We start from the raw sequence: 14,478 nt of genomic DNA on the forward strand, positions 1-14,478 counted from the left end.
AGCTCCTATGAAGGGCTTATTCTAACCGTTGTTTTATCACGGCATAAGCTACACCAGTCACCACACTTCCAATCGCAATCGCCAATAAATATTTTAATGGATAATTCATCGCATTCGGAATGATCAGTACCATTACACCGCCATGAGGAGTGACTAGTTCACATTTAAATAATGCAACCAAAGCCCCAGTTACAGCACCACCTGCGATCGCGCATGGAAGCACTCGAATCGGGTCTTTAGCAGCAAACGGAATAGCCCCTTCCGAAATGAAACATAGGCCCAGAACTACAGCAGCCTTCCCTGCATCTTGCTCAGGTTTGGCAAATTTATGCTTTGCCAGAAAAGTTGCAATTGCCATACCCAACGGTGGTACCATACCCGCAGCCATGGTAATCGCCATCGGTCCGTATGTTTGTGACGTAAGTAAGCCCACCGTAAAGGCATAAGCCGCTTTATTTATTGGTCCCCCAACATCAATACACATCATACTCCCAAGGATAACCCCCATGATCATGGCATTGGTCGTCCCCATATTGGCAAGGAAGTGTGTGAGTAATTCAAACAATTGTGCAACAGGCTGTCCAACCACATAAATCATGATTAAACCAACAGCTAAACTGGCCAATAGTGGAATAATCAAAATTGGTTTTAATGCTTCTAGGCTACTTGGGAGTTTAAGCTGTTTCGATAAAAATAACGCAATATAACCTGCAATAAAACCTGCAACTAATCCACCGAGAAAGCCTGCCTCTAATTGTGTTGCAAGTAAACCGCCAATCAAACCTGGAGTTAAACCCGGACGATCCGCAATAGAATAAGCAATATAACCTGCCAGCATAGGTACCATAAGAGTAAATGCTGCAGCACCTATTTGCTTTAAGGATGCGGCAAAGCTTCCTTCAACAGGATTGAGGCCAAACATAAACGAGATGGCAATAATCAAACCGCCCGCCACCACCATCGGCAGCATGAAAGACACCCCTGTTAAAAGGTGTTTATAAATTCCAGTTTTTTCTTTGTTTTCATTTTCTGTCTTAGTGGCTGTTTGCTTACCCGTTTCAAGCACTTTAGCCTCAGCAATTGCATTTGCAAAAGTCTTATCCGTTTGCTTAAGGGCAAATCCTGTACTGCAGCGATATACACGTTTGCCTACAAAGCGATCTGTATTGACCTCAATATCCGTTGCTAAGATCACCACATCTGCTTTGGCAATACTTTCTGCCGATAAAATATTTTTAGCCCCAACCGATCCTTGGGTTTCAACATCAATCTGATAACCGTGCTTTACTGCACCTTGTTGTAAGGCTTCGGCCGCCATAAACGTATGCGCAACGCCAGTTGGACATGCTGTAATGGCGACAAACCGTGTAACCCCTACATTGGCTGCAATAGTTTCATCTAAAGCATCTGAATGCTCAAGAACTTGTTGCAAAAGCATGATCGCATCGTGTTGTGCGTTATTCAAACCAATGACTTTCACAACCTTGTCACGCAGTTGATCCGCATCTGCCGACTTCTGTCCAACAAAAACAACAGTATCAATAACATTTGATAAATCGAGATGCTCGACTGATGTCGCCACATGATTGGAAATACCAAGTGCTGTTGCTGCTTTAGACAGTTTTTTGGCCAAAATCACTGCATTAATCGGCTGCTCGGGACTATGTGGCACAAATAAAATATGTTTAATCTCTTGCATCGTATTAACTCAATGATTGAACTGAGATTTGCGATTTCAAATCTTCAATAACAGCAAAGTCTGGAAGGGCAAACCCAATTTGGGTCACAGCATTGCTCGCAATTGCGGTTGCTGTTTTCAATGTTTCTTCTGGGGAAGTTGAACTCAACAAGCCATGAATCATACCTGCCAGCAAGGAATCTCCCGCACCCACCGTACTTTGGACGGTGACCTTCGGTGCAGTAGCATGCAGGGTTTGCGTGCGGTGAAGCCAGTTCACCCCGTTTTCACCCATCGAGACCACAATATGTTCGATCTGACTATTTAAACTGGCAAAAAGATGCTGCTGTTCTGCAAACGTTTCTGCTGGCAAATGGTAGGTTTCTGTCAACTCATCTGTATTAGGCTTAATCAACCAAGGATGGGCAGCAATTGCTGCTTTCAAGGCAACACCACTGGTATCTACTGCGACTTTTTTACCCGCAGACTGTAACCATAGAATCAGTGTCGAAAGCTCTTCTGCAGAAAAACCTTGTGGCAAACTGCCAGCAATCACAATCACATCAACCTCTAAAATCAGTTGAGATAGACGTTCACATAGTTGTTGTTTTGCTGAGGTATCTACAAAAAAGCCCTTGCCATTGATGTCAGTCATCTGACCAGAAGCTTCTGCAACTTTAATGTTTTGTCGTGTTTCACCTGCAACAAAAATAAATTGGTTATCAAATTGCTCTTGCTGGATATGATGGTCAAAAATTTGACGGTTTTCTTGCCCCAAAAAGCCACTCACAATCAGTTCATGACCCAAATCCTTAAGGACCTGAGCCACGTTTAAGCCTTTACCTGCTGCATGGCTTTGGGCCGTTAACTGACGATTTACCTCGCCAACTTTTAGTTGATCCAATTGCACGGTGAGGTCAATTGCAGGATTCAGAGTAATGCTTAATATCTTAGCCATTCGGTAATTACTCCACCAATGCACGTACGGCAGTCGCACTGTCACAACTTAAGGCTTGCTGTGCGACCTGTTGGCAATTTATATAGTTCAAACCACGAATTTGCGCCTTCACCAATGGAATACTGGTACTCGACATACTCAACTCATCCACACCCAAGCCCATCAATACAGGCACAGCTTTTGGATCAGCAGCCAATTCACCACAAATGCCCACCCATTTACCATGCTGATGTGCTGCCCGAACAGTTTGATCAATCAATAACAAAATACTCGGATGTAAGCCATCAGCTTCGGCAGACAACAGTGGATGACCACGGTCAATCGCCAGAGTATATTGAGTCAAGTCATTGGTTCCAATACTAAAAAAATCAACTTCTTGAGCAAGAATTGGAGCCAACAATGCTGCCGCAGGAACCTCAATCATAATACCGACTTGTAAGTTTTCACATGGATGCTGTATGCGAACCTCATCCAAAATTGCTTTTGCTGCTCGCCATTCTTCAACCCGCCCAATCATAGGAAACATAATTCTTAATGGGCGATTATCCGCTGCTTTAAGTAAAGCAACCAATTGCTGACGTAACAACTCTGGCTTACGTAAAGTCAGACGAATACCACGTAAGCCCAAGAATGGATTTTCTTCCTTTTCAATAGGCAAATACGGCAAAGGTTTGTCCCCGCCCACATCAAGTGTACGTACCACTAATGGACGACCCGCCAAAGCATCTAACACCACCCGATAATCGGCTTCCTGTGTAGCCTCATCAGGCGCACTGCTGTGTGACATAAAGACCAATTCTGTGCGTAGCAAACCAATTGCTTCTGCCCCATCGGCCACAGCCTGTATCGTAGCGCCCACTTTGCCAATATTGGCTGCGATTTCAACTTGATGTTGATCCAGTGTGATGGCAGGTTCTAAACAATGCTGTTCCGCTTGTTCTCGCAACTCACGCTGGCATTGGCGCTCTGCAATGGCATGATCAATCTGATTTTGCTCGGGTGAGACCACATACTCACCACTATCCCCATTAATTAGCACTGTGGCATGGTTCTCAATATTTAAAACAGCTACACCCGCACCTACGACTGCTGGAATAGCCAGAGCACGTGCCACAATAGCACTATGGGCACTCGCTCCACCAACCGCGGTCAAAATGCCTGCAACACGATCTTTATTCAGACGCGCTACATCACTCGGACCAACATCATGCATAATTAAGATATAAGGTTGCTCGGGTTCTGTGACATCGGCCACACCACACAAAGCAGCCAAAACACGCTCACCAATATCCCTTAAATCAGCCGCACGCTCTGCCAGTAAACGATCGCTAAGTGCAGCCTGTGCGGTAGCAGACACTTCAATATGATCATGCCAAGCTGCAGCAGCAGACAACCCTTGCTTTAAACCGCGTTGTACACTTTGGAGGAGGTCTGGATCATCCAGCATTTCCAAATGTGCCATGAATATCTGCTTAATGGCAGTAGATTCAGTATGTGCAATGAATTGACGTAAGCTATTTTTCACCTGATGAAGCGCAATTTCAAGCTTTTCATTCTCAGCTTTAAAACTCTGTCCGCGACGTTCATAACTAAATTCACGTGGCTTCACCACATGAGCAGGACCAAAAGCAAGGCCAGTTGATGCCGCAATACCGCAGCTACCCGTATCGCCATGTGATTCAAAAGGCATTAATTCCAAAGTATTTACGACTGGGTCACTACTGCTGTGCTGATGAGATACAAGATCAACAGGTTCAACATCTTCTCCTAAGCCCTGTTGAACTGCATCAATAATCTGTTCTAAGCCTGCTACAGCATCGGTATCAGGTTGTGCAATAAAAGTCAGAGTTTGACCACGACGGCATCCCATGGCTAATAATTTGGTTAAACTTTTTGCCGAAACGTATGCCCCATCATCTACAGCAATGAGAATATCCCCTGCAAATTTCTTGGTCATATTGACCAAGTATGTCGCAGGACGCGCATGTAGACCATGAGCATTAGCTAAGACAATACGACGAGATGGCCAATCAGGAATCAGTTCAGCACCAATTAACTGCGCCAACTGGTGACTATCTTGCTCTTGGTTGAGGGTAAGAACTTGTTCAGTATCAAACAAAATATCCATTAACCGTTGAAACCGTTGCATATCCAGTTGCTCATTACTGGCAATACACACCAAAGTCTTGAGCATTTCCTGCTGATGGCTTAAAACCTGTTCCGCTTTTACCAAACTTACAGCTGGGCTCAAAACATGCTGGTTAGAAGTGATCGACCAGACCCCCTCCCCTAAATGAATCATGCTGTTTAGGTTTAAACCCGACAGAAAACCACACTCCACCATTTTTTGCTTTTTCAGCAGCTGTGTTGCCTGCCAAATTAAATCTTCTACATCAAGTGCGGGAACTTGGGTGGCGATTAAATTTTCATGCAATGCCAAAGATGCGGGTTGGGCTTGTAATAATGCAATAATTTGCTCTGCGGATTGAGCCTGTTTCACTTGATCAGCGACATCATTAATTAAAGCCCGCGTCAAAATTTGTAAGACTTGCAAATGCTCATCTGATTTCGCAGCAATCACTACTGCTAAATAAATTTTATTTTCACCGTCCCAAACAACTCCTTCAGGAAAGTGCGCCAGACGAATACCAGTTTTTAAAATACATTGGCGAGACTGAGGCGTCCCATGCGGAATGGCAATTCCTTGCCCTAAATATGTTGCACTTTGTTGTTCGCGCGCGGTCAAGCCATAAATATAATCAGGGGTAACCAATTGGTCTTCGACTAAGATATCGACTAGACATTGCAACGCTTGTGCCTTATCAGTGGCGTGTTGTTTCATTCGAACATGTTGTATATCTAGCGCGAGCATAAAACGTCCTTGCAAAGCAGCATAGTGAGAAGCCATGCCTTTTTTACTGGAGAAAAAATAAAAGTCGAATTCTACTCAGGATTTACACAAAAATCTGTATATTTTGATTTTATCTTGATAATCATCATTACGACGCAATTAAGAAACGACGAGATTCTCCAGAGCTCAGTGTTGCGATAGTTGGGTTTAGTTCTAATTGAACCGCTCTATCTGATTTCAGGGGGTATATTTTACTTTTTTCATCGGATCACTACGCTTCGCTACGTCTTGAGAAGCAATGCGTCTCATCTCAGAAAGTTTGGGCTCCGACAAACCCGGTACGGTTCAGTCAGCATACTTTTTAAAACACCACTAAATAATTTAATGAGCATTTAAGAATATCAAGCCCATTAAAAATGGGATTGATATTCTTAAAAATTAGGTAAATTTCACTCAACTATTCATCTCTGATTTCAATAGATGCAAACTCTTGTTCAGGCGTGCCTTCCACCAGATGATGTCTGCTATACAGCAGATAATACAGAATGAATAAACCATAAATTAGCGCTGCCAAACACCATACTTTTGGATTAACCATTAAACCAGCCACCACTGCAGCACAGGCCAAAACCAATGCTATACTTGAAGTAACGATGCCGCCGGGTGTTTTATATGGTCGTGCTAAATCTGGACGGGAAAAACGCAATTTAATATGCGACATCATCATCAACACATAAGAAATGGTGGCACCAAACACCGCAATCAAAATCAGCAAATCTCCTTCACCCGTTAATGACAATACAAAGCCAATTACCCCAGGAATCACAATCGCCCATTTCGGCGCTTGTTTATTATTGGTGAGCGATAATATTTTCGGTAAATAACCCGCACGCGATAGGGCAAACACTTGACGCGAATAAGCATAAATAATCGAGAAGAAGCTTGCTACTAAACCTGCTAATCCCACAAAATTCACAAAACTGGCAATCCATGAATGCTGTCCATAGACTGCAATTAATGCATCAACCAATGGTGCTCCTGAGTTTTTCACTTGCTCTGCACCCATCGCACCAGCACTTAAAAACAAAATCAGCAGGGCAAATGCAGCCAGAATCAACATTGAACCAATTAAACCACGTGGTAAAGATTTGACTGGATCTTTGGCTTCTTCAGCAGCCAAAGGCACGCCTTCAACTGCAAGGAAAAACCAGATTGCAAACGGGACAGCAGCCCAAATGCCCATGTAACCGAGAGGCAAAAATGAACTCGCCCCCGCAGTATTTGACATTACTGCAATATTAAATAAATTGGCAGCATTAAAGTGTGGAACCATTGCCATTATAAACACCAACAGCGCCACACAAGCAATTGCGGTAATGCCAAACATTATTTTCAGAGCCTCACCTGCACCTTTTAAATGAATTGCCATGAAAAACACATAGCAAAACAGATAAATCGGCCAGCCACCTATGCCAAATAAAGCTTCACAATAATTGCCAATAAAAACAGCAATTGCGGCAGGTGCGACTGCATATTCAATCAGAATTGCAGTCCCTGTAAGATAACCACCAAATTGCCCAAACGCCACTCGCGCAAAACTATAGCCCCCGCCTGCTGTTGGCAGCATGGTCGACATTTCTGACATCGACAAGCTCATGCATAGATACATAAATGCCACTACAATCGTAGCAACAAATAATCCGCCCCAACCACCTTGCGCAATACCAAAATTCCAACCTGCGAAGTCACCCGAAATCACATAAGACACCCCTAACCCCACCAACAGCAACCAACCGACGGCACCCTTTTTCAGTTGGCGCTGGGCAAAATATTCGGTGTTATCCGCGACACTCTCCGTCATTGTCATTTCATTTTTCATGATGCTCGATCACCTTTTTACCAAATTCGACCACTTTAATATCGGTGAAATATCGGCTTTAAACTTGACAATAAATCATGAGCATAGTCGCTTGAAGTCAAGTTGCTCTTTTTTTTCTTTTATAAGATCAGCTCAAAGTCTGGGACTCCGCACCCAAGATCAGCATGAAAAGGAGTACAACATGAGCGTCCAACAAAATGAATATTTAAGCATTCAACAACTCTACGAATTGGCAAAAAAAGCCATGCAAACCTATCCAGCATGCTATCAAGGCGAGATCAAATTACTCTGCCAATCTGAAAATGCCACCTTTGTTGTGAAAACCGCTCAACAACAATATGCACTACGCATTCATCGTCCCAATTATCATTCCAAACAACAAATCGAAAGTGAACTAGCATGGTTAGATGCGTTAAATGCGCATGGCATCGCGGTGCCGATTGCCATTGCCGACTGTCATGGAGATAAAGTCCAAACATTGGCACTCAGCCCAGATATTTCAAGGCATGCAGTGCTGTTTCATTGGGTAAAAGGTGTGATGCCTACAGCAGATAATGTCGATCCATGTGATTTTAAGCAGTTGGGTGAAATCACAGCACAACTGCACCTGCACAGTAAAACATGGGAGATGCCCGCCGACTTCCAACGTATTGTTTGGGATCATGAAAGTATGGTTTTTGCCGATGGACATTGGGGTGACTGGCGTCATGCCCCACAGTTAAAATCGGTAGATCATGCCGTGATTGATGAGGCAATTTGCCGTGTTGCCACCGAGCTAAATCAATTTGGGAAGTCCAAAGATCGCTATGGGCTGATCCATGCTGATCTCAGACTGACCAATCTGTTGTTGAATGAAAAAAAGGTTGGTGTGATTGACTTTGACGACTGCGGCATGGGCTGGTTTATGCATGACTTAGCGGCAGCAATTAGTTTTAATGAACACTATACTGCTGCACCCAAGTGGGTCGAACAATGGTTGAATGGTTATGAAAAAATTGGGCATGTGAGTGGAGAAGAGTATGCGTTGATTCCCACCTTTATTATGCAACGTAGAATCCAATTGATGGCTTGGTTCGGTTCACATGCCTATACCGACATGGCCAAAAGTTTGGGAGCGCAATGGTCGGATGAAACTGTGCGACTTTGCAAAAAATATCTTAACAACCAGATTCCAGCAGGTATATAAAAAAATACCTGTAGGCAGTATCAAACCGTAAAAACATTGAATGGCATAGCTCTTGCTTAATTTAGAACAATATCGGTTCTGTATTAAAAGAGGCTATGCATGATTCAATTTAATCCTCTATCCATCAACGCTCAAGACATCAGCAATCAAGGCATTTTATCAGCTGCCGCGACAGGCCTGAGTGACTTTATTCTGCATAAAGGTGCCGATGTCGATCGCATTTTTGGGATCAGTGGTATTAATCCTGAATTATTGCTCAGCCCGACCCTCAGTTTGCAACTCACCAATTATTGCGAAGTCTTGGAACAATCCGCAAAACTATCACATTGCGATAATTTCGGACTGCATTATGGGCAGCAATTTCATCCCAAAGCCTTAGGACTGATTGGCTATATTGGTTTATGTTCAGCATCGCTGGAAGATGCATTAAAGAACATGACCTCGCATTTTAATCTGCATCAAAAAGATACTTTATGCCGTATGGTTGAAGTCAATGATGCCTACCGTTTCGACTACCAAGTCCAGCATGGTGCAATTTTATCGCGACGACAAGATGCCGAACTCACAGTGGGCATGTTTATGAATGTAATTCGTGAAGTCTTGGGCACACACTATTCACCACGCGAAATTCATTTTGAACACCCACGTCCCGAGTTTTGGCAAGAACACAGTAAACTGTTTAATGCATCAGTGTTTTTTGATCAGCCATTCAATTCAATTTTGATTGCCAAATCAGACCTTAAAACCGCAATGCCACAGTCAGACCCGTTGCTGCTCACCATGATGCTCGACACTTTAAAAATTCTGAATACGCAATCGCAGTCACAAAGTTTAACCAATCAAGTCCGTGCGCACATTCAGCAAGATTTGATTCATGGTGAACCTAATTTGGAAAAAGTTGCACTAGATTTACATATGAGTCCATGTACCTTATCACGGCGCTTAAAATCACACGACATCACCTTTACTCAACTAATTGATCAAGTTCGTTATGAACTGGCCAAACACTATATTCAACAGAAGAATTTACCGATTTCTGAAGTAGCATTTTTATTAGGCTATTCCGAAGTCAGTGCCTTTTCCCGTGCATTCAAGCGTTGGTTTGGCTGTACGCCGCGCCAATTACGACATTAAGCGGTAAGACATCAATAAAAAAGAAACCCCGCTCAATGAGCGGGGTTAAATATGTATGACATTTAAGTTTATTTTTGCAGTTTACTTAAGGCTTGATCCAACGCCCCAACCAACCAATCAATATCCTTTTCTTGGAACACCAATGGTGGACGTAACTTCAAGACATTGCCATATGGTCCCGCAACAGAGGTCAGTACACGATGCGTATTACGCAATTCTTCAATCAAATCCAATGCCAGAGCTTTATCAGGCATTTTGGTGAAACGATCTTGTACCAATTCGAAACCAATAAATAAACCAGCACCACGCACATCACCAACACAGTCATACTTTTCCATCAGCTTACGCAATTCTGTCAAAAGCAGACCACCAAGGCGCTGACTATGGGCTTGTAACTCTTCTTCTTGAATAGTTTTCAGCACGGCCTGCGCCGCTGCCATCGCCACAGGATTCCCCCCAAAGGTATTGAAATAAGGGATTTTTTGACTAAAGGCAGACAACACATGATCTTTCGCGAGTAAACCTGATACTGGAATACCATTGCCCATCGGCTTGCCTGTGGTAATGATGTCGGGCACCACACCATGACGCCCAAAACCCCAGAAAGAATCGCCTGTACGAGCAAAACCCGGCTGTACTTCATCAGCAATGAAAATACCACCATTGGCATGCACCACATCCACTGCTTTTTTCAGGAAACCAATAGGATTTGGCATTACCCCATCTGATGAAAAAATGGAATCGGCTAAGAAGCCCGCAAACTTGATGCCATTGGCATTCATATCATCAATTTGTGCTTGAATTTGCGCGGCGAACCAGTCACCTAAATCTTCACCCTCAAAACGATATTGATCAGGTGCTGACACCAAACGAGTTGTAGCAGCTAAGGTCTGTCCTGTACCAAGCGCAGGCGAACAGCCCGAAGTAAGATCACTAGTACCATGATAGGCTTCTTGAGACACAATAATGCCCGTACCACCACTGTATTCACGGGCAATACGAATAGCCAAATCATTCGCCTCAGAACCCGTACACATATACATGGCTTTGTTAATTTCAGTCGGTGTGGTCGCTAAAAGCTCGTCGGTATAATCTAAAATGCGCTCATGTAAATAACGAGTATGTGTATTCAACATTTGCATTTGTTCATTGACAGCATTGATGACCGCAGGATGGCAATGTCCTATACTAGCGACATTGTTATAAGCATCCAAGTATTGATTGCCTGCAGCATCCCAAAGGTATTGTCCTTGCCCTTTTACAAGATGCACTGGGTTTCGATAAAACAAGCGGTAAGATTCACCTAAATTTTGGCTACGTCGATCGGTCAGTTTTCGGGTTTCAGAATCTAGTGCACTCGCATGCTCGGCACGGAAGCTATTGGTATCCATAATGGTAGATCGTGTATTCATCTACTATTCCTCTCTCACAAACTGTTTTTTAGTGCATTTGAATGATTTTTATATTGCACAGTGCTCATTTTAAAGACTTGACTTTAGAGCGCGATATGTAATTTTTGAAGTCAAATCTTATAAGATAATTTCTTCACAATACGAGCGATAGGATATCTATCTGAGCACTTTTATTATGAAAAGTGAATAAATAGCCTTTAAATGAATTCGCTAAAGAAGCCTGACAAAAAATAAAGTTGAATTCCATCATCCCTAATAAATGATAAAACTACTGAAATTTATTTACAGGCTCTCTATTAGGGTCTGTTGAGAATTACAGAGAGTTAATTAAACTCGCGCAAAATTGAATCATGGCTTCAAAACTCATATCTGTTTTACAACTACACATCGCTATACGTTTAAATTCTTTTAACTTACAGAAATAGTTTTCAATGAGATGACGCCATTTATACATAGTCGTATCAAAGGCTCTCATTACTTTTCGATTAGATTTGGGTGGGATCACCACTTTCACTTTACGTTCATTGAGTTCTTTGATGAGCCAATCTGCATCAAATGCTTTATCAGCCAGTAATGCTTGAAAATCAACATCTTCAATTAAAGGTTTGGTTTCTACTAAATCGTGATATTGACCAGGCTGAACCGTACCGGGTTTGTCGGAGAGTCAATATTCTGAGAGACTATCCCGATGACAAAATTAAAATATACCCCTGAAATCAGAGAAAGAGCGGTTCAATTATTGATTGAATCTGAAAAAGATTATCCTTCTACTTGGGCTGCAATCACAGCAATTGCGCCTAAGATTGGTTGTACTCCTGAAACACTTCGTGCCTGGCATCAAAAGCATTTAGATCAGCAAAATCCTATTAAAGTACAACAGATATCTGATCAAGAAAAAATGAAGCAAATGGAACGTGAAATTAAAGAATTAAAGCGTGCCAATGAAATTCTACGTAAAGCAGCCGCTTTTTTCGCCCAGGCGGAGCTCGACCGCCCACACAAATAATGGTGGATTTCATCCATAACAATAAAGACTTATATGGTGTTGATGCGATTTGTAGGATTTTACCGATCGCAGCTTCAACCTATTACCGAACTTTAGATCTCGCTGACAATCCAGAACATCGAGCGAAACGAGATCTACATGATGAGCATCATGCTGAACAAATTCAACGAATTTGGAAAGAAAGTTCAGGTCGGTATGGTGTACGTAAAGTCTGGCAAAAATTGAAACGTGAAGGCTATGTTATTGCTCGCTGTACAGTTGCTCGATTGATGCAAAAACTAGGTATACAAGGTGTTTGGCGTGGTAAGAATAAACAAACTACCCGTAGCCGAGAGGATCAAAAACGAGCAGATGACTTGGTGAAACGCAATTTTAGTGCTGATCATCCTGACCCTTGCGAAGCAATGCTTCTTGTATCTTGATTGATATAGTGATTAGCTACCACTATACGCAAATTGTAGAGTTTGGAGTGCTGCTAAAATCTTAAATTTGAACCTGAGATAAAACCTACAATTTGCCCTTATCCCTCATACAACTCTGAACGGCAACTAAGCACTTTGATGCTGTATTCACAAGGTAAGATGATGGTTAATGGGATAAAAATCATAGCTTAAACTCAAGGAATATCACCATGATTATGCTAGGTATTGATGTCAGTAAAACCAAAATAGATTGTTGCATTTTCCCTCAAGGTTTGACTGGAAAAAGAAAAAATAAAATATTTACTAATACAGAAAGTGGCTTTGGCAGTCTGCTCAAATGGCTCATCACTCTTAAAATTGAACCTGATCAAGTGACAGCAATCATGGAAGCGACTTCGGTTTATCACGAGAATTTGGGATATTATCTATATGATGCAGGTGTAAAGGTTTGTGTGGCTAATCCTTCACGAGTAAGAGCCTTTGCCAAAGGCATGTCCATGCTAAATAAAACGGATAAAGCTGATAGTGAAGCTCTTTCACGTTATGGTTACACCGCAAAGTTAATCATATGGCAGCCTGAACCTGAAAATGTCAGATTATTAAAAGCTTTACTAGGTAGACGAGATGTCTATCTAGGTAGTCTATTGCAGGAAAAGAATCGACTTGAAAAGGCGCAGTCCACTCATACCTCCGTTGTTGTGATTAAATTACTTGAAGAGAATATTGAGTATTTAAATCAGCAACTTGAACATATTGATAAGTTAATAAATAATCACATAGATCAAGATCCAACATTGAAACAGGATTTGAAATTACTGCAAACTATTCCTTCAATCGGTGAACGATCAGGCTTATTACTGTTGGGGTTATTTCATTCGCACAAGTTTGAAAAAGCAAGTCAAGCTGCTGCATATGTAGGTTTGGTTCCAGTACATCAGTTGTCTGGCAGTTCAGTCAACAAGCAAAGTCACTTATCAAAAGCAGGTGACAGTAAAATACGCTCAGTATTGTATATGTCGGCATTAACAGCGATTAAATATAATCCACACATTGAAGCTTTATATCAACGATTATTAAGCCAGGGTAAAAATAAAATGTGTGCTTTAGGTGCTGCAATGCGCAAGCTTATACATCTGTGTTATGGCGTTTTAAAACATCAGACTGCCTATCAAAGAGATTATTTAGTGGTCGAATAATCTCAAAACCTGATTGACTACCAAGACGGTATCTCAGGTCAGTGACTTTACCTATATTCAAACAAATTCAGGCTGGGTCTATACCGCCTTTATTATTGATGTGTTCTCACGAGCAATTGTTGGATGGAAAGTATCTACACGGATGAATACAGATATGGTACTCGATGCACTTGAGCAAGCATTGCACGATCGAGGCATGCCAAAGAATGTGATTCATCATTCCGACAGAGGTGTGCAATATCTTTCCATTCGCTATACCAATCGTTTAGAAGCAGCAAATTTACGAGCATCAGTCGGTACGACTGGTGATTCATACGATAATGCTTTGGCTGAAACGGTGAATGGCTTATACAAAACAGAGGTGATTGAATATCTAAAAGCAGATTGGCAAGGTTTAGCAGATGTACAACTTGCGACACTAAACTGGGTAGATTGGTTCAATAAAAAGCGTGTACACAGTGCACTGGGTTATGTATCGCCTTTTGAGTTTGAAGCAATGTACTATGATAAGATTAACCCGTTAGGTCAGGTGGCCTAACTTAAATAAAAAAGTCTCCGACAAACCCGGTACGGTTCAGTAATGACTTCTACCTGTTTCAGTTCTTTGATCTCTATATGCAATTCCTTGTAAATCCAACTTAAATATTCTAAATATTTACTAAAAACATAATTCAATAGGGTTTTAATTACCGCTAAAAAGATTAAAAACACTATATATAGTGAAATTTACAATTTAACAACACAATATAGGGTGCG

Annotated in this window: 8 protein-coding genes, 3 pseudogenes and 1 other annotated feature; of the genes and pseudogenes, 5 read left to right on the forward strand and 6 right to left on the reverse strand. The window is 42.0% G+C overall.

Annotation, left to right across the window (positions count from 1 at the left end; all coding sequences use genetic code 11):
• Positions 1-16: 16 nt before the first annotated feature.
• The 4 genes from AC4CU2_RS16670 to eat all read right to left on the reverse strand — a co-directional run bounded on the left by AC4CU2_RS16670 (position 17) and on the right by eat (position 7,366).
• On the reverse strand, positions 17-1,699 hold the full coding sequence (locus AC4CU2_RS16670; RefSeq protein WP_096911427.1) for a fructose-specific PTS transporter subunit EIIC: 1,683 nt from the start codon (positions 1,697-1,699) through the stop codon (positions 17-19).
• 4 nt (positions 1,700-1,703) lie between these two features.
• Positions 1,704-2,636, reverse strand: a complete 933-nt coding sequence (gene pfkB, locus AC4CU2_RS16675; protein WP_096911426.1) for a 1-phosphofructokinase — start codon at positions 2,634-2,636, stop codon at positions 1,704-1,706.
• A gap of 7 nt (positions 2,637-2,643) precedes the next feature.
• Positions 2,644-5,508 (reverse strand): phosphoenolpyruvate--protein phosphotransferase, encoded by a 2,865-nt coding sequence (gene ptsP, locus AC4CU2_RS16680; protein ID WP_096911428.1) that lies wholly within the window; start codon positions 5,506-5,508, stop codon positions 2,644-2,646.
• A gap of 436 nt (positions 5,509-5,944) precedes the next feature.
• Positions 5,945-7,366: an ethanolamine permease gene (eat, locus tag AC4CU2_RS16685; RefSeq protein WP_168926857.1), complete on the reverse strand. Its 1,422-nt coding sequence runs from the start codon at positions 7,364-7,366 to the stop codon at positions 5,945-5,947.
• 181 nt (positions 7,367-7,547) lie between these two features.
• Between eat and AC4CU2_RS16690 the strand changes: the two genes are divergently transcribed.
• Positions 7,548-8,552, forward strand: coding sequence for a phosphotransferase enzyme family protein (locus AC4CU2_RS16690; RefSeq protein ID WP_096911424.1), 1,005 nt, complete (start codon positions 7,548-7,550; stop codon positions 8,550-8,552).
• 99 nt (positions 8,553-8,651) lie between these two features.
• A complete protein-coding gene (gene qhpR / locus AC4CU2_RS16695; protein WP_004681105.1) occupies positions 8,652-9,686 on the forward strand; it encodes an AraC-like transcriptional regulator QhpR in 1,035 nt (344 codons plus the stop codon).
• A gap of 68 nt (positions 9,687-9,754) precedes the next feature.
• Here qhpR and AC4CU2_RS16700 read toward each other — a convergent pair whose 3' ends face one another.
• Together AC4CU2_RS16700 and AC4CU2_RS16705 are read right to left on the reverse strand one after the other, a co-directional pair.
• Complete coding sequence (locus AC4CU2_RS16700) at positions 9,755-11,098, reverse strand: aspartate aminotransferase family protein (protein ID WP_096911423.1); 1,344 nt, start codon at positions 11,096-11,098, stop codon at positions 9,755-9,757.
• 313 nt (positions 11,099-11,411) lie between these two features.
• Positions 11,412-11,741 (reverse strand): annotated as a pseudogene (locus AC4CU2_RS16705) (transposase); the annotation flags it as partial.
• A gap of 45 nt (positions 11,742-11,786) precedes the next feature.
• Here AC4CU2_RS16705 and AC4CU2_RS16710 point away from each other — a divergent pair.
• The 3 genes and pseudogenes from AC4CU2_RS16710 to AC4CU2_RS16720 all read left to right on the forward strand — a co-directional run.
• Positions 11,787-12,496, forward strand: a pseudogene (locus AC4CU2_RS16710) (IS3 family transposase); the annotation flags it as partial.
• Positions 12,062-12,178 (forward strand) — a sequence feature (AL1L pseudoknot). (Overlaps the previous pseudogene by 117 nt.)
• 239 nt (positions 12,497-12,735) lie before the next feature.
• The gene (locus tag AC4CU2_RS16715) at positions 12,736-13,722 is read left to right on the forward strand and encodes an IS110 family RNA-guided transposase (protein WP_096911503.1); all 987 of its coding nucleotides are present in this window, start codon (positions 12,736-12,738) and stop codon (positions 13,720-13,722) included.
• 37 nt (positions 13,723-13,759) lie between these two features.
• Positions 13,760-14,260, forward strand: a pseudogene (locus tag AC4CU2_RS16720) (IS3-like element ISAba18 family transposase); the annotation flags it as partial.
• Between the last annotated feature and the right edge of the window lie 218 nt (positions 14,261-14,478).

It is taken from the genome of Acinetobacter sp. 797_lipA (genome assembly GCF_058243025.1).

What these genes read in the sequence shown, in the direction of transcription:
- AC4CU2_RS16670 (WP_096911427.1), bottom strand. Translation starts at nt 1,699, where the DNA reads ATGCAAGAGATTAAACATATTTTATTTGTGCCACATAGTCCCGAGCAG.
- pfkB (WP_096911426.1), bottom strand. Translation starts at nt 2,636, where the DNA reads ATGGCTAAGATATTAAGCATTACTCTGAATCCTGCAATTGACCTCACC.
- ptsP (WP_096911428.1), bottom strand. Translation starts at nt 5,508, where the DNA reads ATGCTCGCGCTAGATATACAACATGTTCGAATGAAACAACACGCCACT.
- eat (WP_168926857.1), bottom strand. Translation starts at nt 7,366, where the DNA reads ATGAAAAATGAAATGACAATGACGGAGAGTGTCGCGGATAACACCGAA.
- AC4CU2_RS16690 (WP_096911424.1), top strand. Translation starts at nt 7,548, where the DNA reads ATGAGCGTCCAACAAAATGAATATTTAAGCATTCAACAACTCTACGAA.
- qhpR (WP_004681105.1), top strand. Translation starts at nt 8,652, where the DNA reads ATGATTCAATTTAATCCTCTATCCATCAACGCTCAAGACATCAGCAAT.
- AC4CU2_RS16700 (WP_096911423.1), bottom strand. Translation starts at nt 11,098, where the DNA reads ATGAATACACGATCTACCATTATGGATACCAATAGCTTCCGTGCCGAG.
- AC4CU2_RS16715 (WP_096911503.1), top strand. Translation starts at nt 12,736, where the DNA reads ATGATTATGCTAGGTATTGATGTCAGTAAAACCAAAATAGATTGTTGC.